Source organism: Alteromonas sp. R7, from assembly GCF_055755235.1.
In genome coordinates, this window is sequence record NZ_JBVTQX010000010.1 from 138,277 (window position 1) to 159,971 (window position 21,695).

Genomic DNA, 21,695 nt, shown 5'->3' on the forward strand with positions numbered 1-21,695 from the left:
GGAGAAAGCACTGTGAAAATGATGTCGGGCGCAGCCATGGTGGTTGAAGCGCTAAAAGATGTAGGAGTGACACACGTGTTCGGTTACCCAGGTGGTGCCGTATTAGACATTTATGATGCGTTATTTGCGCAAGATGATGTCAAACACGTCCTCGTACGTCATGAACAGGCAGCCGCCCACATGGCGGATGGTTATGCACGTTCAACTGGCAAAACCGGCACAGTGCTCGTCACATCAGGTCCAGGCGCTACGAATACTATTACAGGTATTGCTACTGCATATATGGACTCTATTCCGATGGTTATTTTATCGGGACAGGTGCCGTCGAAGCATATTGGTGAAGACGCATTCCAAGAAACTGACATGGTGGGGTGCTCACGCCCTATCGTTAAGCACAGCTTTTTGGTAAAGCGCGCGGTTGATATCCCAGAAGCGATTGCTAAAGCTTATTATATTGCCAACACAGGTCGTCCTGGCCCGGTGGTAGTAGATTTGCCAAAAGATATTGTGAACGTAGCAGAAGAACACCCGTACGTGTTCCCAACTGACGTGACCATGCGTTCTTACAACCCAACTGAAAAAGGCCATCCTAAACAGGTCAAAAAGGCAGTTGAGTCGTTACTTAAAGCAGAACGTCCCGTACTGTATGTAGGTGGTGGAGCTGTAGCTTGCGATGCGTCTGCAAAGGTTATTGAGTTAGCCGAGAAGCTTAATGCACCGGTAACTTGTACGCTAATGGGTCTTGGTGCTATGCCGGGTACACACAAGCAATTTATCGGCATGCTAGGTATGCACGGTACGCTTGAAGCGAACAAGACCATGCATAATGCCGATTGCATCATTGCACTAGGTGCACGTTTTGATGACCGTGTTACTAATAACGTTGATAAGTTCTGCCCACATGCGGATATTATTCACGTTGATATTGACCCAGCATCGATTTCTAAAACCGTAAATGCGCATATTCCTGTAGTAGGTTCGGTAGATAAAGTACTTGATCAAATCTTAAGTCAGGTAAATAAGAAAGACTTATCAGGTCAAAGCGAAAAGCTGGCCGATTGGTGGCAACAAATTGAAACCTGGCGCGCTCGTCAGTGCTTAAACTACGCACAGGGCGAAGAGGTAATTAAGCCTCAGCGCGTTATCGAAGCCTTGTACAAACACACAGACGGTAAAGCCTACGTAAGTTCTGACGTAGGTCAGCACCAAATGTTTGCTGCGCTTTATTATCCTTATGATAAACCGCGTCAGTGGATCAACTCAGGTGGTCTTGGCACCATGGGCTTTGGTTTACCGGCTGCAATGGGTGTGCAGTTTGCGCACCCAGGTTCAACCTCTGTGGTAGTAACGGGTGACGGCAGTATTCAAATGAATATTCAAGAGCTATCTACTTGTTTGCAGTACAACCTGCCTATCAAGATTATCTCATTGAATAACCGTGCCCTAGGTATGGTTCGTCAGTGGCAGGATATGATTTATAAAGGACGTCACTCACACTCTTACATGGATTCAATGCCTGACTTTGTGAAGTTGGCAGAAGCTTACGGACACGTGGGCATTAAAGTAGACAAGCTTGACGAGCTAGACGCAGCAATGGAGAAATGTTTCAGTTACACAGATCGCTTAGTGTTTATGGACATAGCAGTAGACCAAAACGAACACGTATATCCAATGCAAATTAAGTTTGGCGCAATGGATGACATGCGCTTAAGCAAGACGGAGCGAACCTGATGAAACGTATTATCTCTGTATTAATGGAAAACGCCCCTGGCGCACTATCTCGTATCGTTGGTGTATTCTCACAACGTGGTTACAACGTCGACTCACTGTGTGTGGCACCAACCGACGACGCGAGCCTTTCGCGTCTAACGATTATCACGCACGGCGACGACAAAGTCATAGAGCAAATTACTAAGCAAGTGAATAAGCTTATTGATGTGCTAAAAGTGGTAGACCTTACTGAAGGTACGCACATTGAACGCGAACTTATGCTGATTAAAGTCGCGACTCGCACAGAGTCGGTACGTGCTGAAGTGAAGCGGAACTCTGATATCTTCCGTGCGCGTATTGTGGATGTGAACGTAAACAACTACACCATTGAAATTACGGGCACCACAGATAAGCTAGATGCATTTGCCACGACTATGGGGCAGTGTGCTGAAATTATCGAATCATCGCGCACCGGTGTGTGTGGGCTTGCTCGAGGTGATAGGGCGCTTCGTCCTTAAATTTATTCCCGCAAAGCGTTTTTTCGAAAGGCTGTCAGTAGACAGCCTTTTTTCATTCTAAGGAATTACCCTAAGTATCGCGCCCATAATAGGCTTCTACGCGCAGGGCTACGCCGTATGAGGTTTTAAAATCCTCTTCACGTAGCCATAAAACGAAAGGCTCTACCTCAAAGAATAGCCAATCGCGCAGCATGTTGTTACGCCACCTAAACCCGCCATAGACTTCTTCTACGCGAAAGTTGGGTTGGCTGAGCCCTTCCACCATAAAGTGAGGAATAACGGCGTTGTGTTGATCTACCGAAAACAAATGGTGAACCTCGTGACGCCATAGCCAGTCGTTGGTATCGTCGCGGTAGTAGTAGCGATTATTTTGTCGAACCAGGTGCTTTTTATTGATTTCATATTGAAAAGCGACGCCCACCTCCGCACCCAAACGGTCACGGGTGTAATAGTAAAGTTCGGCGTCGTATAGCATGGCCCATTGTTTAGAAAAGGCAAAAGCATCTCTGTATCGGGTCATCGCATAGAGTTGGTCGCGGCGACCAGCACCAATTCTAAATGAGTAGTGAGAGTCTTGCTCAGGACGAAAGCGAAGCGCGATGGTCGTTCGATCGCGGTTGTTATTGCCGGTATCCCTCGCGGCTCGTATTGTGTTGTTCTGTGTCTCGTCTTCGTTATCACTTAATAGTAAATCAACGCGTTCTTTTAAAGCCGGTAGGCGAACTCTTACCCTGAAGCGCAAATCCGTATCCGAGAGCATGCCACTTCTTGGCTCCCAGGCAAGTTGAACACGACCTTCGGCTCTGGCTTCCTTCTGTCCTGAAGCACCTATTTCATCTGAACTTTCAAACAAACCATCAAGCTGTTTTACGGTGAAGTCCATGGTGTCGGTGAAGCTACGCTGCCAAATATCAAACCATTGCTCATTAGGTATTGAAGGAGGCAAGGAGTGTGTACTTTCTTTTGTCGAGTTAGCGCGGTTAGAAAGCGTATTTTCTGGCCGAGCAATATCCCGATAGGTTATACCTACACTGGTCGCATTTACGGGGGAGTTCAACGTGTCAGCAGCTGAGTCAGGTGCAACAGGTAAAGCGAGCAATAAATGGCAATAGACCACGGTAAGGCATAGCATTGCTCACTAACTCCTTGTAAAAATTAGCATAGTTGAATGTTTCGACCATTCGCATTGGGGATATACAGAGCATGGATTGTCCCAACCAAAACGTCAATCTTTATTCATTGAAGTAAATATTCAGGTGAAAGCATCAGCAGGCAATGGCATACTGTGCCAATCGATGTAAGGGAGATTATTTTTATGGGTGGTATTAGTGTTTGGCAGTTGCTGATCATACTGGTTATTGTGGTGCTTTTATTTGGTACGAAGCGTCTTAAAGGTATAGGTACTGATTTAGGCGGCGCAATCAAAGGCTTCAAAAAAGCAGTCACCGAAGAAGACAAAGACGCAGACTTTGAACAAAAGAAGCAAGTTGAAGAAAAGTCAGCAGCAGAGCCTGTTTCAACTAAGACGCAGAGCGACGTTAAAGAAAAATCCTAATGTTCGATATCGGCTTTTGGGAGCTATTGGTTATCGGTGTACTGGCGCTGCTTATTTTAGGGCCAGAAAGATTACCGGGTGCCATGCGCTCAACTATAAATACAATTCGTAGCGTGCGTAATGTAGCAACGGGCTTTAAGCAAGAAGTTGAGCATCAGTTGCGCGTGCACGAATTGCATGAAAATTTGAAAAAAGCAGAGCAGCAAGGGCTTAAAGATCTTTCACCTGAACTTGAACAAAGCGTCGATGAGCTAAAAAAAGCTGCAGAGTCGGTTCAAGAACCTTATAAAAAGCAATAGATGTCTGACGCTAATAACCTTATTTCTCATTTAATTGAATTGCGTAGCCGTATTCTCAAAGCCCTTTTGAGCGTACTTATCGTCTTCATTTGTCTTGCGGCGTTTGCGCAAGACCTTTATAAGCTATTGGCGATGCCATTGCTTGAAGCCTTACCTGAAAATGCGAGCATGATTGCAACCGACGTTGCATCACCTTTCTTTGCTCCGTTTAAACTTACACTGGTGTTATCGTTTTTTATTGCTATTCCCTACGTGCTCTATCAAGTATGGGGGTTTGTGGCTCCGGGTTTGTACAGAAATGAAAAGCGCCTGGTAGCGCCTTTACTACTTTCCAGTACGCTGCTGTTTTACGCAGGAATGGCGTTTGCCTACTTTGTGGTATTTCCAATAGCGTTCGCGTTTTTTACAAGCGTAGCACCTGAAGGTGTAACGGTAAGTACAGATATATCCAGTTATTTGAACTTCGTCTTGAAACTGTTCTTTGCATTTGGGGTCTCATTCGAGATACCGATAGCCATTATCTTAATGTGCTGGACTGGGGTAACGGATGCTAAGTCTTTACGAGCCAAGCGCCCGTACGTGGTTGTTGGTGCATTCGTGGTTGGCATGTTGCTAACACCGCCAGATGTTATCTCTCAAACATTATTAGCTATTCCAATGTGGTTGCTATTTGAAGTAGGGGTTATTGTTGGAGGATTTTACGCGGGTAAAACACCAAAAGACGATACATCTACTGAAACAACAGACAACACATAGATGTCAAAAAAAGAAAGGAATAAAAATGAAAACCCGACTGCTATCTCTTGCCACTATTCTGTGCGCGTTTGGGGCGTTTAATGTACAAGCTGAGACAGTTGCTGATGCATTGGAGAAATGTCGCAACACGGATAATAGTTTAAAGCGACTTATGTGCTATGACAGCGTCGCGAAATCACTCAACAAGTACGAAGGTTCAGACGCTCAGATTGAGCAACTACAGGCCTACAAGAGCAGCAATGGTAATCAGATGAAGCCTCGCCCAGCGCCTGTCGCTCAGGGACACGTTCAAGCCTCTGAACCTAAGAATGACTTTGGACTTGAACATAAGCGAGATTTGTCTGACGAAGCTTCTGAGATTGCTGTCACTATCGCTTCGATCAAGAAGAATGTGCGTGATAAGCATGTTATAACTTTCAGCGATGGTTCTGTATGGCAGCAAACTGATGGAACCTATATGAAGCTTAAGGAAGGTCAGTCGGTAGCCGTAGAAAGGGGCTTATTGGGTGCATTTTTCCTAAGTGTAGAAGGGCTCAACAAGCGCATGAAAGTGAAACGCGTAAAATAAATGCCTTGGTTTGATGCTGGCGTCAACTTGCTGGATAAGCGATTTGACGCCGATGAAGTTATACAACGAGCAAAAGATGCAGGGGTAGAAAAACTCTGCATTATCACCACGCACCCCAGTGAATGGGACGCTGCAGTAGCGCTATATAATAAGTATCCAACCCAATGCTGTTACACTATCGGTGTCCATCCTCACAATGCAAAAGATGTCACGCCAAGTGATTACAAGCGGTTACGCGAACTTGCACAACAGAAAGGGTGTGTTGCAATTGGTGAATGTGGTCTGGATTTTAATCGCAATTTCTCACCACAGCCCGTTCAGTTGGCAGTGTTCGAAGCCCAGTTAGACATTGCGGCTGCATTAGACTTACCCGTGTATTTACATGAAAGGGATGCGTTTGACGAACAAGTCGCGTTATTAACCGAGTATATGCCTCGTATAAAAGGTGGTATTGCCCACTGTTTTACTGGGAATGCAGAGCAGGTTCAGCACTACCTTGCGCTGGGGCTTTATATTGGTATTACTGGCTGGGTATGTGATGAGAAGCGAGGCGAAGCACTACGCGAAGCCGTGAAGTCTATACCTTTAAACCGTCTTATTCTTGAAACAGATGCGCCTTATCTGTTTCCCAAAACCCTTCGACCGAGAAAACGTAATAACGAACCTGCTTTTCTACCCCATATCGCTAAACAATTAGGCGAATATCTGCAAGTTGAGACTGATAAATTACGTATTAGCAGTTATGCTAATAGCTGTGAGTTGTTTTCTCTCAGCTAAACATAGGTTTATATGCAGACAAATCTGAAAGCGATGCGCAAGTATGATGCGGGTCTTATTCTAATCACCCTAGTGGCCGTCGTTGCATTTGTGTCTGTGTTGTTTAGTTTGTCTCCTAACACCAGTGCAACACCACGTTTCTCGCAGCTTACTTATCTCAATGTAGATAATGGCAATGCGCTCGATTTTACTACCATTACTCAAACGCCGCTTACCGACTGGACACCAATATCTTCACCCATTAACTTGGGTATGAACACAAACGTACATTGGTTTTCAATGGTCATTGCGCCAACACAAAGCAATGAAAGTCGATTTCTATTGCACATCGACTATCCCCTTTTAGATAGTTTAGACGTTGCGATTTATAGCCAAATAGGCAGCACGCCTATTGCTACTTATTCAGGTGGCGATGGCCTGCACTTTGACAACCGGCCTGTTTCTCATGTGAAGCCACTATTCCCCCTACCAGTAAGCGCTCAGTCGCAGCGGGTGATTATTCGAGTACAAACCTCTGGCAGCGTCCGCCTTCCTATCCGTATATGGGAAGAAACAGAGTTTATTGCCTATACATCAAGCCGTAACCTGGCATTGGGGATATTTTTTGGCATCTTGGTAGCAATGGGCGTGAGTAACGCATTTTTAACGGTAACGACAAGTAACGTGTCGTTCCTTTGTTACTCTGGCTATGTAATGAGTTTGGCGCTTATATTGGCGACGTTACACGGCTACGGCTTCTCTTATATGTGGCCAGGAAGCACATGGTTTCAAGGTAAAGCAATTCTTGTGTTTTCTAACGCGACTATTATGTTTGCGGCGATGTTTACGCGCAGCCTACTACCTATTAAAGCCCACAGCGTAAAGCTAGATAAAATCACAAAGGCAATCAGCTGGGTGTGCGGATTGAGTATTATCCTCGGCCTTATCTTACCTTACTCGTTCATGATAAAAGCGTTCTTATTACTGCTCAGCCTCATCGTTATTTTTATTCTTGGCTTAGGTATTTGGCTAACGCTCAAAGGGGTGGTCGTAGCACGTTATTTTACCATCGCTTGGGGTTTTCTATTAATTAGTGGACTAAGTGCGAGCCTTGATAACGTTAATATTATTCAGTTGCCTATTTCGTCAAATAACCTGCTGATCATTGGTGGCGCGGTAGAAACGCTCATCTTGGCACTTATCTTAGCGATTAATTATAGCCACAGTCGCGATGATCTCATTGAGGCGCAGCAGTTCGCGCTAGAGCAGGAAAAACAGGCAAATACGGCCAAAGAGAATTTACTTGAAGTACAAAAGCGTTATCAAGATGACCTGGAGTATAAAGTACAAGAACGCACGTTAGAGCTAGAAATTACGTTACGCGAATTGTCTGAAGTTAACCAAGAATTGGAAAGGTTAAATGCAATAGATCCGCTCACGGGAGCGCACAACCGTCGACATTTCGATAAGCGTCTGCGTTCTGAAGGGCGACGCAGTAGACGTGAGCAAACACCATTATCTCTCATCATTGTTGACGTGGATCATTTTAAGCAAATTAATGATCAACACGGACATGATGGTGGTGACGCGTGCTTAATTCACGTCACCAATGTCTTTCAGAAGCACATCCATCGCCCTACAGATGACTTGTGTCGCATAGGTGGTGAAGAGTTTGCCATTATATTGCCTAATACCGATCTTGAAGGCGCTTTTCACGTTGCCGAAAATATGCGAGATAGCCTTGAGTCGACCCCACTTGATTACGAAGGGGAAACCATTAAGCTAACTGCAAGCGCGGGCGTTTCTACAACCATTATTATTGATGAAGAGCACGCGCAAAATCTTTTCAAGTTCGCCGACGAATGCCTTTACGAAGCCAAGGCGGCGGGCCGCAATAGAGTAATACACAAACATTTACAGGAAAAACTATGACATCTTCACCTTTCCCTCAAAGAAGAATGCGCAGACTACGCGCCAAAGATGCTTTAAGAGGGCTTGTGGCAGAGCACCGTTTAACCACTGACGATCTCATTTACCCTGTTTTTGTACTACCCGGTGAGAACGCACGAGAAGCCGTACCTTCTATGCCTGGTGTGGAAAGACTTTCTATCGATTTGCTAGTGCAAGAAACGGCGAAATGGGTAGAGCTGGGCATTAGAACGATTGCGCTTTTCCCTGTGACACCTATGTCTCTTAAAACCGAGTGTGCAAGCGAAGCGTTCAATCCTGAAGGGCTTGCTCAGCAAGCTATGAGAGCGCTTAAAAAGGCGTTTCCTGAAGTAATGCTGATGTCTGATATCGCATTAGATCCATTTACGTCTCATGGTCAAGATGGCCTCTTAGACGAAACTGGTTATGTGATGAACGACGAAACAGTCGAGGTGCTCATTAAGCAAGCGTTATCGCATGCTGAAGCTGGCGCTGATATTGTTGCGCCTTCTGACATGATGGATGGGCGCATTGGCAGTATCCGAAAAGCACTTGAAGAAGCAGGTCACATCAATACGTGTATTATGGCTTATTCTGCTAAATACGCGTCTGCGTACTACGGTCCATTTCGTGATGCCGTCGGCTCCGCTGCAAATATAAAGGGCGGCAACAAGAAAACCTATCAAATGGATCCTGCCAACACCGATGAAGCACTCCACGAAATTGCGCTTGATATAGAAGAGGGCGCTGACATGGTAATGGTGAAGCCAGGTATGCCGTATTTAGATGTTGTGCGTCGTTGTAAAGACGAATTTAAAGTACCGACATTCGCCTATCAAGTAAGTGGCGAGTACGCTATGCATCAAGCTGCTTTTGCTAATGGTTGGCTAAATGAAGACGCGGTGATCCTAGAATCGTTGTTAGCGTTTAAGCGCGCTGGCGCCGACGGGATTCTGACTTATTTCGCTCCGCAAGCTGCTGCGCTTTTAGCGAAGCAAAACGACAAGTAATACCAACAACCAAAGGTTCGACAACAAAAAAGCCGTGCAATGCACGGCTTTTGTTATGTTTCATTTCTATTTATCGTAATACATTTAACGCATCCTATCTGTATGTAAGTGATTACTTACAAACGAGTTCGCAGCCAGCTTTATGCTGAAGCCAGCATTCATTTGCTAACTCTGCGTTGATCAAAGGATGCGATTTCAGCCAGCCTTCAGGAAAAGTAAGTGTCCACTTACTTTCTTCGCACCGCAAAGTTACCTCTGGTATATGTTTATTTTGACGACGCAGACATAACACCACTGCTATACGTAAAATTCGCAATAAGCCTTTTAGCATTGGACGGTAGTCTTCGTGGTACTTTTCAAATACGTCTGACTTTATGTTTAACCTATGCTGAGCAACTAAATCGCGGATGGCTGCCCGCTGAAGGCGCGTGAAGCCGGGCAAATCAATGTGACTTAATATGTATTCACCATGCTCATGATGGCGCTTATATTCAATGTGAAGACCTATTTCATGAAGCTGTGCGGCTGCACCTAAAATGGTTTCGGTATCTAAATGACAAATGTTCTGTTGTGCGCAAAGTTGATGGCATAAAGTAAGCGCCACGTGACTAACCGAGTTTGCGTGACTGGCATCTACATGATAACGATGTTTTGCCTGATTAAGGGTCTGCTGGCGACGATCATTCTCGGTAACGTTATCTAACATTCCGTAGATAAGTCCTTCTCGAAGCGCACCACCAGAAATATTCATGTGCTTGATATTTAGCGCTTCAAATAAGCTGATGAGGATCGCTAAACCAGACGGGAAAATAGCTTTTCTGTTATCTTCCAATCCGTCGATATCAAGGGTTTTATTGCTGCCGCATTCAATGCATTGCTTTTCTAAATGATACAAATAGTCTAAGCGGATAGCATCACTAATGCCCTGTGCTACAAGAATCTCAGTAATGGCTTGCGGCGTGCCAGATGCACCTAAACAATTCTCCCAATCAAAACACAAAAACGCGCTAGACACATCGGCAATAAGCGCGTGTGCGGCTTGTTTGGCATTGTCGAAATTGTCTTCGGTGATAGTGCCGCCGGTGAAATAGCGTTCCATAAACGTTACACAGCCCATATCCAAACTCTTAAGATGGATAGGCTGCATGTCATTGCCGATAATGATTTCTGTGCTGGCGCCGCCGATATCTATGACTAAGCTATTGCCTTGGTTGGCGGATGTGTAGGCTACGCCAAGATAAATTTGTCGCGCTTCTTCTTCACCGCTAATCACTTCAAGTTTGTGATTGAGAATCTCTTCTGCCTTGCGAATGAATACATGCGCATTGGTTGCCAGTCGCAATGTAGCGGTCGCTACAATTTTAATATTAGAAGGGGGGATATCCTGCAGGCGTTCCGAGAATACTTGCAGGCATTGCCAGCCGCGTTCCATGCTTACGTCATCAAGTGCTAGCTCATCATCTAAACCTGCTGCTAGGCGCACTTTCTGTTTAATTTTCCCTATTATTTGCACACTGCCGTTAACAACGTGAACAATCACCATGTGAAAGCTGTTAGAGCCTAAATCTACGGCGGCGTAATACTCGCCGTAGGTTTGTGCGTCGTGCTGGAGTTCTGCCTGCATAAAACCTCGATTCTTATTGAATACCTTTACGCCTCACTGTTGCGCTCTGTTGTTTCGGTTTTGAGGCTTTCCACGGCCTCTTCCGTTTCCACGACGTGAAGAATTGCGGTTGTTAGGCGTACGTCTTCTACGTGGTTTTGGAGGTGTTACATCATCAAGTAGGGCGCTGCGGTCGTAATCGGTAACCGGTATTGCCTTTTGAATGTATTGCTCAATAGCAGGTAAGTTTAGTGCGTATTTTTCGCACGCGAAACTAATCGCAACACCACTTTGTCCTGCACGGCCAGTACGACCAATACGGTGTACATAGTCTTCGGCGTCGTCAGGTAAGTCGTAGTTAAATACGTGCGTTACCGCGTCAATGTGAAGACCGCGCGCTGCAACGTCGGTTGCGACTAAAATATCAAGATTGCCTTTGGTGAAATCTTCTAAGATCCCAAGGCGTTTTTTCTGTGGTACATCGCCGCTAAGCAAGCCCACGCGATGGCCATCTGCGGTAAGCCAGTCGGTAACTTTCTCACAGCTATTTTTAGTGTTGGCAAAAACAATTGCCTTTTCTGGCCATTCTTCTTCAAGCAGCGTAAGAAGAAGCAGCATCTTGTCGTCATCAGACGGATAAAATAGCTCTTGAGAAACGCGAGTTGCAGTTGTTTGTTCTGGCGCTACCTGCACGTGGGTAGGGTTGTTCATGTGCTCGTATGCAAGCTCTTGCACGCGGTAGCTAAGTGTAGCTGAAAATAGCATGCTCAAACGTTCGCTTGCCGGTGGCATGCGGCGGAATAAAAAGCGGATATCTTTTATAAAGCCTAAATCGAACATGCGGTCGGCTTCATCAAGTACGGCAACCTGAATATTCTTCAGTGTGAACACATTCTGTTTGTAGTAATCCAGTATGCGTCCTGTCGTACCAATTATAATATCTACCCCTTCTTCCAAAGTTTCACGTTGACTTTGGTAACCTTCGCCCCCATAAATCAAACCAAGCGACAATCCAGTATGCTCACTAAGCAGTTTGGCGTCGTTATAAATTTGAACGGCGAGCTCTCTGGTCGGCGCCATAATAATTGCGCGAGGGCCATTTGATTTGCTGTTATCTGTATTTTCTGCTTTGCTTAGCAAATAGTGAAATGTAGCTACCAAAAAGGCAATGGTTTTACCGGTTCCGGTTTGAGCCTGACCTGCAATGTCGTGACCTTCCAATAAAGGAGGCAGTGCAAGTGCTTGAATTGGTGTACAATGTGAAAAATTAGCTGCCGCCAAGGCGTCAACAACCTTGCCGTTAATCGGCAGGTCAGAAAAGTGAGTATCAGTTAAGTGAGTAGGCATAGCTTATAGCTTATCAGTGCTTGCATTAAAAAACAGTTTCTATATAACACTTATGGTCAGGCTGAGACAAATCAGCGACAGACCAATAATGGAGAAAAGAATGAGCGACAAAATTATCCAGTTATCTGACGATAAATTCGAAGCAGATGTTATCAATGCTGAAGGTCCTGTACTGGTTGACTTCTGGGCCGAATGGTGTGGCCCGTGTAAAATGATCGCACCAATCTTGGAAGAAGTTGCGACCGAGTTTGATGGCAAGTTAACAGTTGGCAAGTTGAATGTCGATGAAAATAACGAAACTCCACCTAAATATGGTATTCGTGGTATTCCTACATTGCTACTTTTCAAAAACGGTAACGTTGCTGCAACTAAAGTAGGCGCGCTATCTAAAGCTCAATTAACAGAGTTTCTCAACGAAAACCTTTAATTGATTTCAAATTGAAAACCGGTGCTAACGAAGCACCGGTTTTTATTTACGCCACAGGGACTAACGTTTCATTCTAGAAGAGCAAGCCACAAATTATTTAACATTTCGGCGGTAAAACGCTGGACGTTGATTAAATATAGTGCTAACTTTTCTTCAGCGCTCATCCGAGCAGCGTTCTGCTTACGCCCACATCAGGGTGATATCAAATCTAAACTAGAACAGAGTGACTTTAAGTCCTGTAAGCGAAGTTCAAGCACAAAGACCCACCAGTATGAATTTAACTGAATTAAAGAACAAACCAATAAGCGAGTTGGTTAACCTGGCCGAGGAGATGGGCCTGGAAAACATGGCGCGCGCCAGAAAACAAGACATCATTTTCTCAATCCTAAAGACACACGCAAAAAGCGGTGAAGACATCTTTGGTGATGGGGTACTAGAAATTTTACAGGACGGTTTCGGCTTCTTACGCTCAGCTGACTCTTCGTATCTTGCAGGACCAGACGATATTTATGTATCGCCAAGCCAAATTCGACGCTTTAACTTGCGTACCGGTGATACGATTGCCGGGAAAATTCGTCCACCGAAAGACAGTGAACGATACTTCGCCCTGCTAAAAATCCGCGAAGTTAACTTCGACAAGCCTGAAAATTCACGTAATAAAATCCTTTTTGAAAACCTTACACCACTTCACGCAGCAGATCGCTTGCGCATGGAACGTGGTAATGGCTCAACAGAAGACATTACGGCTCGTGTACTAGATTTGGCGTCGCCAATCGGTAAAGGCCAGCGTGGTCTTATCGTAGCGCCACCTAAGGCCGGTAAAACGCTTCTTCTTCAGAATATTGCTCAGTCAATTGCTGCTAACCACCCAGATTGTGAGTTAATGGTATTACTTATTGATGAGCGTCCGGAAGAAGTAACCGAGATGCATCGTCTTGTTCAAGGTGAAGTCGTTGCTTCAACCTTCGATGAGCCAGCAAGTCGTCACGTACAAGTTGCTGAAATGGTTATCGAGAAAGCCAAGCGTCTTGTTGAACACAAAAAAGACGTGGTTATCCTGCTTGACTCGATTACTCGTCTTGCTCGCGCTTACAACACGGTTATCCCATCATCAGGTAAAGTACTTACCGGTGGTGTTGATGCGAATGCTCTTCACAAGCCTAAGCGCTTCTTTGGTGCTGCCCGTAATGTTGAAGAAGGCGGAAGCTTAACGATTATCGCAACAGCGCTTATCGATACCGGCTCTAAAATGGACGAAGTTATCTACGAAGAGTTTAAAGGTACAGGTAACATGGAATTACACCTTAATCGCAAAATCGCGGAAAAACGTGTATTCCCGGCTATCGACTTCAACCGCTCTGGTACCCGACGTGAAGAACTGCTTACAGCGCAAGATGAACTACAGAAAATGTGGATCCTTCGCAAAATCGTTCACGAAATGTCAGAAATTGACGCAATGGACTTCCTTATCAGCAAGTTGTCGATGACCAAGACAAACGATGAGTTCTTTGACGCAATGCGTAGACAAAAGAGTTAATAGGAACTTAGTAATAAGTTGATATTTAAAGAAAAGGCGCCACTCGGCGCCTTTTTTATTCCCTGCATCGATAAAGCACTTTTCTTATACTTCCGTCTAATACCCTCAGTCTTGTGAATGGGGTATTTTCGTCTGCTTATTGATTTTTAACAGCAATCGTTAGTTCAGTGGTGTGTTCTCCCTTGAGATGATTTACTCTGTCTAAAAAACACCAAAGGAAATAATAGTTATGTACCAGAAATTGCTGTCACTTGCATTTGCAGGATTGGCCTCTGTGTCAGCTGCTAATGCCGCTCAGATCAATGTTGATGAATTAGCGAATAAAGTCGAGCCTGATGTAATTAAATGGCGTCATCACTTTCATGAATTTCCTGAATTATCGAATCGCGAGTTTAAAACCGCTGAATATGTTGCTGACTATCTTGAAAGCCTAGGTTTAGAAGTGCAGACCGGTGTGGCAAAAACGGGTGTGGTAGCTATTTTAGACTCGGGCAAGCCAGGTCCTGTGGTTGCATTACGTGCAGACATGGACGGACTTCCTGTAAAAGAGCAAAACGATTTGTCCTACCGCTCAAAGCAGATGGGCGAATACAACGGAAGAGAAGTGCCGGTTATGCACGCCTGTGGTCACGATACTCACATGGCAATGCTCATGGGCGCGGCAAAAATTCTTACCGAAATTAAGGGCGACCTGAAAGGTAAAGTGAAGTTTATCTTTCAGCCTGCAGAAGAGGGCGCACCCGCTGGAGAAAAAGGCGGTGCGGAAGTTATGGTCGCTGAAGGTGTACTTAAGAACCCTGATGTAGACGCTATTTTTGGCCTGCATATTAATGCTAATACCGATGTGGGTAAAGTGCGTTATAACGCGGGTGGCACCATGGCCGCGGTAGACCCATTTGAAATTGTTATTCACGGTAAGCAAGCCCACGGCGCTTATCCTTGGAAGAGTGTTGATCCAGTGGTTACCGCTGCGCAAATGATCATGTCAATTCAGACCATAGTAAGTCGTGAGTTGAAATTGATTGACGATGCAGCGGTGGTGTCTATTGGCTCTATTCACGGCGGTAATCGTTCAAACATCATTCCAAATGAAGTAGAAATGGTTGGCACAATTCGTACACTCAATGAAGCCGCTCGCGATCACATTTACGAGTCGCTTCCGCGCAAAGTAAAGGCTATTGCTGAAAGTATGGGCGCAGAAGCGGAACTTACGCTACCGCTAGATTACTATTACCCCATTACGTACAACGACCCAGAGCTTACAAAAGCCATGCTGCCTACTATGCAGCGTACCGCAGGCGTTGAAAACACACTGCTTTCTAAACCGGTCACGGGTGCGGAAGACTTTTCATTTTTCCAAGAACAAATTCCAGGTTTATATGTTTGGGTAGGCGGTAAGCCATTAGACGTCTCTGAAGAAGATAGCCCTGCTCATCACACACCGGAATTTTATGTTGATGATGAAGGCATGAAATTAGGCGTGAAGCTTCTAACGAACTTTACCCTAGATTACATGGCTCAACACTAAATCTATTCGCCGGAGACATGCGTTGAAAATTGGCAGTATTTCATTTTCTTTTTCATGGTCTCTGGCCCTTCAAGCACTACTTGTATGTGTGTTAGGTGCGGGTCTTAATGCTCTCAACCCACCCTTTGATAGCACAGGGATTGCTACATTTGGTATAGGTGCGGCAGTCTACGCCTCACTTCGGTTTTCTCCTTTTATTTCCATTCCTATTGCACTTGTTGTCAGCCTTCCCTTATGGCTTAACGACGGGAGCATAGTTGGAAAAGAAAGCCTTACTCTACTGCCTATCGTGCTTAGCTTTTTTGGCTATAACAAGTCGCTTAAACAGGTGATAAAAGTAGGCGCAGGCTTTTGGTCTATTGTCTTTCTGCCCATTCTCGTTTTAGAGCATTCTCTTTATGATGGCGATAACGCAAATATGCTGTTTTCGGGTGTGCTGGTCACCTGGGTAAGCGGTGTATTTGGTCTTGTAACCGGACACTTTTCGTATTTGGCAGTCCACGGGCTTAAGCGACAAACATCAAGTAAGTCAGAGCGGGTTACGCTGCACTTTCTTTTTGGGTACTTCTTTTCCGGTTGCTTCTTCGTTGCTTCCATGGCAGTAATTTATTTGTCGGTAAGTCTGTTTCAACAACAGCAAGAAAGACAAATTCACAGTTACATGTCGCAGCGGGTGAATGTGCTGGAGTTCCAACTTTCGAATTTTATTCAGCAACACCAAAGTGCCATTATTAGTGCAGCGCAAGTGTTATCTAGCGAGGTATCAAACAGCGATTTCGATAATGCAGCGGTGACAAATTTGCGGGTGTTGGCATCGCACAATCCAGAATTTTTGACCTTCCTCATTGCAGATGACAAAGGCGATCTTACCCACGCTTACCCGCCTAGCCTGTTGGATAAGGCAAGACAAAGCGGCTTGTCAAATGTGGCTTACAGGCCGTATTTCTTTGAAGTCATGCAGACAGGTAAACCATTCCTTTCAAATGTATTTCAAGGCCGAGGTTTTGGTAACGATCCAATTGTAGCCTTGTCAGCTCCTATTACAGATGCAGATGGCACTCCAAAAGGTATTGTAGAGGGCTCTTTATCGTTAAAGAGCTTTTCTGCTATTGATAACTTAAGCTTAGGTGGTTTTTTGATGCTCATTGAGGATCAAAAAGGCGAAGTTATCTATGCATCTAAAGGCCTGAAGATGAAGCCACTCACTAAAGCACCTTTTTATATTTGTGAACCTGATTGTGCTGTTGAGGTGGAGAACGGGCCTCAGGGGAAAACATGGTTGAGGTTAGCGAAAGATATGCCTTTTGCTAGCTGGAAAGTCAGCTATTACTTCGACAAACGACTGTTAATGGCATCAATGAGTAATTATTTGCTAAAAGACTTGCTGCTGCTATTGGCATTATCTGCATTTGGAACATTCACCGGATACGTAGTTGCAAAAATGGTCGGCGCGCCTATTCGTCGTCTTGTTCGCTATATTGCCGAATTCGACCCTACACAAAAAGAAGTTGTTAAAGCACCACAAGGGGCACTGCACATTCAAGAGCTCTCGTCGCTAAGCGATGAGTTCGTGAGTTTAGAAGCCCGATTGCTCGATGCATTTGAAGAGCTAAAGGTAGCAAGAGAAGTAGAGCAAAGCTTGAATGTCGAGCTAGGAGAATTGAATCAGTCTTTGGAAAAGCGCATAGAAGAGAAAACTAAGCACCTTGCGTTAGCGCTTAAAGAAGCGGAAGCCGCTAATGTGGCCAAAACGCAGTTTCTCGCCAACATGAGTCATGAGATCAGAACGCCAATGAATGGCATTATTGGCTCATGTGAATTGATGCTCGAGAACGAGTTGCCGGAAAATGTTTCGGCTAGGGCTAGAACAATTTCACGCTCTGCTAGTAATTTACTTATCATCCTGGACAGTATCTTAGATTGGTCGAAGATTGAATCGGGTAAAATGCTTACCGATATTCAAAGCTGTGCCATTCGCGAGTTACTTGAAGCTTCTTGTGACCTCTACCGTCACGCTGCGCAAGTAAAAGGGTACGATATTGCTTTGTATATTAATCAGGGCGTACCTAACGCACTGAATATTGATGCAGGGAAGGTGAGCCAAATCATCAATAACTTACTTAGTAACGCGATTAAGTTCACCAGCGATGGTGTCGTGACGGTTAACGTCAGCTATGCCCACCAAGGACTTAAAATTTCGGTTACCGATACGGGAATAGGTATTGCTCCCAACAAACTACGCCTTATTTTTGATAAGTTTGAGCAAGCCGATGCGTCCACTACTCGAAATTTTGGTGGCACAGGATTAGGTTTGGCCATTTCTAAAGGTTTGGTTGAGCTTCTTGGTGGTGAGCTTTATGTTGAAAGTGAACTGGGTAAAGGAACAAGCTTTACCTTCCACATTCCTGCCACAGTAAGTGAAGAAAAAGAGCATGCAGAAAATGAGGTGATTCCGTCACTACCTGATGGACTACGGGTTTTATTGGCTGAAGACAACGACATTAATGCTGAAATCGTCATGGACATGCTCAAATCGTCCAACATCAAATGTATTAGAACGAAAAACGGGCAAGATGCTGTTAAGGCCGAGAAGAGGCACGATTTCGACGTAATTTTAATGGATTGCCAAATGCCGATCATGGATGGTCATACAGCATCGAAACTTATTCGAAGTGAAGGCAGGAATAAGGACACGGTCAGGATCATCGCCTTAACCGCCAATGCGTTTATTGAAGACAAAAATGCCTGCTTAGAAGCAGGCATGAATGCGCATATAAGTAAGCCTATTCGCAAGCAGGTTCTATTTGACTGTATTGCCCGTGAACTTGCTCGCGTTTGAGGCTACATCAGTGTTATCGCTCGGCGCTTCGCTAACGAATCGCAGTACAATATACCCTAAGCACGCCGAGACAAGAGAGCCGGTTAAAATGCCCACGCGCTCGTCAAAAATTTGATTGATACCTGTCTGTGCAAAGGCCAGTCCCCCAATGAATAAGCTCATTGTAAAGCCAACGCCGCAAAGTAGCGCACAGCCATAGATATGCTTGAAGTTAAGATCCTCTGGTAATTTAGCCAGCTTTAACTTCACCATTAAGTAGCAAAAACCGAATACGCCAATTTGTTTACCCACAACCAAGCCAAGAAAGATCCCAAAGGTAACAGGATGGAAAATACCCTCCGGACTGATGTTACCAAAACTTATGCCGGCGTTAGCGAAGGCGAATAAAGGTAGGATCGCGAAACTGACCGAGCCATTCAAACCGTGCTCTAGTCGCGTTACCGGAGAATAAGATTCGTCTTTCTCATCCCGCATAGGAATAAAGCCAGCAAGTACGACACCTGCCAGTGTGGCGTGAACGCCTGACTTCAACATGGCTACCCACAGAATGATTCCCACAAAAACATAAGGCGGAATATCTACCACATTGCGTTTATTCATTTGCCACAACAGCAGTAAACAACCTGCAGCAATATACAGCGCACCCGCGGTAATGTGCTCGGTGTAAAACAGGGCAATAATTACGATAGCACCGATATCGTCAATAATAGCTAGGGTGACTAAGAAAACTTTCAGGCTCGTAGGTACTCGACTACCTAGTAGCGCCAAAATACCTAACGCAAACGCGATGTCAGTAGCGGCGGGAATTGCCCACCCTGCAATGGCTACGGGGTTGTCCCAGTTGATGCCTACATATATCAAGGCGGGTAGTGCCATACCACCTACAGCACCCGCTGCGGGTAAAATAATATCTTTGGGATTGGCCAATTCACCTTCGCAGATTTCCCGCTTCAGTTCCAGACCCACGTGAAAAAAGAACACCGCCATTAACCCGTCGTTAATCCACAGCAATAATGGCTTATCGATAGCCCACGTACCGGCTGATATTTGTACCGGCATACTGATTAAATGATCGTAAAGCGTATCTAGGGGAGAATTAGCAATAATGAGCGCAAGAATCGTTGCACCCATTAACAATATGCCGGGAGCGGCTTCGCGATTTAAGAAGTCAGAGACCACGTCTTGTACTTCTTCTATCACCTCATCAAGTACGTCGGGTTCGTGCTTATCTGTCATCAATAACCTCTAACGCCCGTTCATGGTCAACGTCGCAAAGTGTGGAAATAAAAGCGTTCGTTAATCCGTGTAGTCAGGCAACTTTTCTACATAAATTAATTATAGTTAATACGACTGACAGCGAAGAGATAGATCACCCTTGTAAGAGAGTAGCCTCAAAAACCCTCAAGCGAGTGGCGCTATAATTGACGCCATTTACGGTGGGATTTTGAACGGTTTTACGCTACAATCGCGGCCTTTCCAAGGTTGTCCACTTTACCTACCCCGAGGATCTCTAGATGGCAAAAGTCGCGATTGTAATGGGTTCAACTTCAGACTGGCCTACTATGCAGCAGGCCGCAAAAATGCTGAAGTCGTTTGGTGTTGAATTTGAAGCGAAGGTGGTGTCCGCGCACCGTACACCCAACTTGCTAGTAGAGTTTGCAGAAAGCGCTGCAGATGAAGGCTTTAGCGCAATCATTGCTGGCGCAGGCGGCGCAGCTCACTTACCGGGTATGATTGCTGCACACACGCATTTACCTGTGTTTGGCTGCCCGGTTAAATCAAAAGCGCTCAACGGATTAGACTCACTGCTTTCTATCGTTCAAATGCCGAAAGGTGTTGCGGTAGGTACACTGGCAATAGGTGAGGCTGGTGCAGCAAATGCGGGTCTTCTTGCGGCACAAGTTGTTGCGCTGCAAGACGAAAGCGTACGCAATGCCGTTATCGCTTTTAGAAAATCGCAAACTGATACAGTTCTTGCTTCAAGCAATACGTTGGAGCTAGATGAATGAGAGTAGTCGTTTACGGCGCAGGCCAACTTGCTCAAATGATGTACCTGGCGGGAAGCCCGTTAGGTATTGACGTTCAAGCTGTGGACGTAAACAACGATACCGTTGTACATCCAGTTAGCAAAACCCCTCTTGAAATCTCACTTGCTCAAGCATTAGAAGGTGCAGATGCTCTTACCGTAGAATTTGAGCATGTACCTGAAAGGCTTCTTGAAGACGCGGCGAAAACAAACAAGTTGATGCCGAATATCGACAGCATTCTTGTTGGCGCCGATCGCGTACGTGAGAAAAAGCTGCTTGAAAGCATGCAGGTGGCAAATTGTGAGCACCAAATAGTTACCGACCTTGCCCAGTTAGACGATTGCGTAAAGCAGTTGGGTAGCAAACTTATTCTTAAGGCTAGCCGCGATGGCTATGACGGATATGGTCAATGGCGTCTAAGTGATGAGTCTGATTTACCTGAACTAAAAAATGCCCTTCAGGGATTAGATTTGCAGGCCGTGCCTTTAGTGGTTGAAAAAATGGTGGCTTTCGACAGAGAGTTGTCATTAATCGGAGTACGCAATGCTAATGGCGACGTACGCACCTATCCACTTGCTGAAAATTTGCATCACCAAGGTCAACTTCATGTGTCGGTTGCACCAGCGACTAACGTTGATGATGCACTTCAGGCCCAGGCTCACGATATTTTTGTGAAACTTGCTGAGGGTATGAACTACGTCGGTGTGCTGGCTGTGGAATTATTCCAAGTAGGCGACAAGCTACTTGTCAACGAACTTGCTCCTCGTGTACATAACTCTGGGCACTGGAGCCAGTCGGGCGCTGTAACCAGCCAGTTTGAAAATCACTTACGTGCAGTCTGTGGATTGCCTCTTGGTGACACGTCAGCCATTGGCCCAAGCGCTATGGTCAACATTATTGGTTGTAGCAGCTTCTCGCGCGATTTGCTAAGCATCGATGGCAGTCATCTTCACTGGTACGGAAAATCTGTTCGTGAAAAGCGCAAGATGGGACACATCAATGTCACCACGAATAGTTATGAAAGCTTGGGTGAAAAGCTCATGGCATTGAGCAAATATTTACCACTTGAGTACTTCCCAAAATTAGTTGGTGAAGCAACGCGATTAAAAGGTTGACACCCACGCGTTTATCGCTAGAATACGCTTCCGCTGTCTAGGCAGCGGTTTTTAAAGTGTGCCGACTTAGCTCAGTTGGTAGAGCAACTGACTTGTAATCAGTAGGTCGCCAGTTCGATTCCGGCAGTCGGCACCATTTTTCTTTTTTCCTATGCCAATCTTACGTACACT

At 45.3% G+C, this 21,695-nt stretch carries 19 protein-coding genes and 1 tRNA gene; 16 read left to right on the forward strand and 4 right to left on the reverse strand.

From position 1 onward, the window contains the following. Window positions 1-12: 12 nt before the first annotated feature. Window positions 13-1,731, forward strand: coding sequence for an acetolactate synthase 3 large subunit (locus tag AC0J2X_RS16090; protein ID WP_014975512.1), 1,719 nt, complete (start codon window positions 13-15; stop codon window positions 1,729-1,731). Continuing rightward, window positions 1,731-2,228: an acetolactate synthase small subunit gene (ilvN, locus tag AC0J2X_RS16095; protein WP_014975513.1), complete on the forward strand. Its 498-nt coding sequence runs from the start codon at window positions 1,731-1,733 to the stop codon at window positions 2,226-2,228. The genes AC0J2X_RS16090 and ilvN overlap by 1 nt, the downstream gene beginning before the upstream one ends. 70 nt (window positions 2,229-2,298) lie before the next feature. Here ilvN and AC0J2X_RS16100 read toward each other — a convergent pair whose 3' ends face one another. Then, window positions 2,299-3,360 (reverse strand): hypothetical protein, encoded by a 1,062-nt coding sequence (locus AC0J2X_RS16100; RefSeq protein ID WP_039225050.1) that lies wholly within the window; start codon window positions 3,358-3,360, stop codon window positions 2,299-2,301. 177 nt (window positions 3,361-3,537) lie between these two features. Between AC0J2X_RS16100 and tatA the strand changes: the two genes are divergently transcribed. The 7 genes from tatA to hemB are packed head-to-tail and all read left to right on the forward strand — an operon-like array spanning window position 3,538 to window position 9,101. Beyond that, complete coding sequence (tatA, locus tag AC0J2X_RS16105; protein WP_230633705.1) at window positions 3,538-3,783, forward strand: Sec-independent protein translocase subunit TatA; 246 nt, start codon at window positions 3,538-3,540, stop codon at window positions 3,781-3,783. Next, window positions 3,783-4,082, forward strand: coding sequence for a Sec-independent protein translocase protein TatB (gene tatB / locus AC0J2X_RS16110; protein WP_014948087.1), 300 nt, complete (start codon window positions 3,783-3,785; stop codon window positions 4,080-4,082). The genes tatA and tatB overlap by 1 nt, the downstream gene beginning before the upstream one ends. Beyond that, on the forward strand, window positions 4,083-4,838 hold the full coding sequence (tatC, locus tag AC0J2X_RS16115; protein ID WP_014948088.1) for a twin-arginine translocase subunit TatC: 756 nt from the start codon (window positions 4,083-4,085) through the stop codon (window positions 4,836-4,838). 25 nt (window positions 4,839-4,863) lie between these two features. Continuing rightward, window positions 4,864-5,406: a hypothetical protein gene (locus AC0J2X_RS16120; RefSeq protein ID WP_069943640.1), complete on the forward strand. Its 543-nt coding sequence runs from the start codon at window positions 4,864-4,866 to the stop codon at window positions 5,404-5,406. Further along, the gene (locus AC0J2X_RS16125; RefSeq protein WP_039225048.1) at window positions 5,407-6,183 is read left to right on the forward strand and encodes a TatD family hydrolase; all 777 of its coding nucleotides are present in this window, start codon (window positions 5,407-5,409) and stop codon (window positions 6,181-6,183) included. Between the two features lie 12 nt (window positions 6,184-6,195). Then, window positions 6,196-8,094: a sensor domain-containing diguanylate cyclase gene (locus tag AC0J2X_RS16130; RefSeq protein WP_472996196.1), complete on the forward strand. Its 1,899-nt coding sequence runs from the start codon at window positions 6,196-6,198 to the stop codon at window positions 8,092-8,094. Beyond that, on the forward strand, window positions 8,091-9,101 hold the full coding sequence (gene hemB / locus AC0J2X_RS16135; protein WP_039225046.1) for a porphobilinogen synthase: 1,011 nt from the start codon (window positions 8,091-8,093) through the stop codon (window positions 9,099-9,101). The genes AC0J2X_RS16130 and hemB overlap by 4 nt, the downstream gene beginning before the upstream one ends. 112 nt (window positions 9,102-9,213) lie before the next feature. Here the strand turns inward: hemB and AC0J2X_RS16140 are convergent, their stop codons facing one another. Both AC0J2X_RS16140 and rhlB read right to left on the reverse strand, forming a co-directional pair. Continuing rightward, window positions 9,214-10,725 (reverse strand): Ppx/GppA phosphatase family protein, encoded by a 1,512-nt coding sequence (locus AC0J2X_RS16140; protein WP_472996197.1) that lies wholly within the window; start codon window positions 10,723-10,725, stop codon window positions 9,214-9,216. Window positions 10,726-10,758: 33 nt separating this feature from the next. After that, window positions 10,759-12,051, reverse strand: a complete 1,293-nt coding sequence (gene rhlB / locus AC0J2X_RS16145; protein ID WP_334036863.1) for an ATP-dependent RNA helicase RhlB — start codon at window positions 12,049-12,051, stop codon at window positions 10,759-10,761. Window positions 12,052-12,151: 100 nt separating this feature from the next. On the opposite strand from rhlB, the gene trxA reads away from it, so the two are divergent. The 4 genes from trxA to AC0J2X_RS16165 all read left to right on the forward strand — a co-directional run bounded on the left by trxA (window position 12,152) and on the right by AC0J2X_RS16165 (window position 18,382). Then, entirely contained in the window at window positions 12,152-12,478 is a 327-nt protein-coding gene (trxA, locus tag AC0J2X_RS16150) for a thioredoxin TrxA (RefSeq protein ID WP_012517074.1), read from the forward strand. 271 nt (window positions 12,479-12,749) lie between these two features. Beyond that, window positions 12,750-14,015 carry a transcription termination factor Rho gene (gene rho, locus AC0J2X_RS16155; protein WP_014948094.1) on the forward strand — a complete coding sequence of 422 codons (1,266 nt, stop codon included), beginning with the start codon at window positions 12,750-12,752 and terminating at the stop codon, window positions 14,013-14,015. 229 nt (window positions 14,016-14,244) lie between these two features. After that, window positions 14,245-15,543: an amidohydrolase gene (locus AC0J2X_RS16160; protein ID WP_472996198.1), complete on the forward strand. Its 1,299-nt coding sequence runs from the start codon at window positions 14,245-14,247 to the stop codon at window positions 15,541-15,543. Between the two features lie 22 nt (window positions 15,544-15,565). Then, window positions 15,566-18,382: an ATP-binding protein gene (locus AC0J2X_RS16165; protein WP_472996199.1), complete on the forward strand. Its 2,817-nt coding sequence runs from the start codon at window positions 15,566-15,568 to the stop codon at window positions 18,380-18,382. On the opposite strand, the gene nhaA is transcribed toward AC0J2X_RS16165, so the two are convergent. Then, window positions 18,344-19,618, reverse strand: a complete 1,275-nt coding sequence (gene nhaA / locus AC0J2X_RS16170; protein WP_014948097.1) for a Na+/H+ antiporter NhaA — start codon at window positions 19,616-19,618, stop codon at window positions 18,344-18,346. The genes AC0J2X_RS16165 and nhaA overlap by 39 nt on opposite strands. A gap of 278 nt (window positions 19,619-19,896) precedes the next feature. Between nhaA and purE the strand changes: the two genes are divergently transcribed. The 3 genes from purE (at window position 19,897) to AC0J2X_RS16185 (ending at window position 21,660) form a co-directional block, all read left to right on the forward strand. After that, window positions 19,897-20,391 (forward strand): 5-(carboxyamino)imidazole ribonucleotide mutase, encoded by a 495-nt coding sequence (purE, locus tag AC0J2X_RS16175; RefSeq protein WP_014948098.1) that lies wholly within the window; start codon window positions 19,897-19,899, stop codon window positions 20,389-20,391. Beyond that, complete coding sequence (locus AC0J2X_RS16180) at window positions 20,388-21,524, forward strand: 5-(carboxyamino)imidazole ribonucleotide synthase (protein ID WP_334036858.1); 1,137 nt, start codon at window positions 20,388-20,390, stop codon at window positions 21,522-21,524. The genes purE and AC0J2X_RS16180 overlap by 4 nt, the downstream gene beginning before the upstream one ends. Window positions 21,525-21,584: 60 nt before the next feature. After that, a tRNA-Thr gene (locus AC0J2X_RS16185) sits at window positions 21,585-21,660 on the forward strand. The last annotated feature ends 35 nt before the right edge of the window (window positions 21,661-21,695 follow it).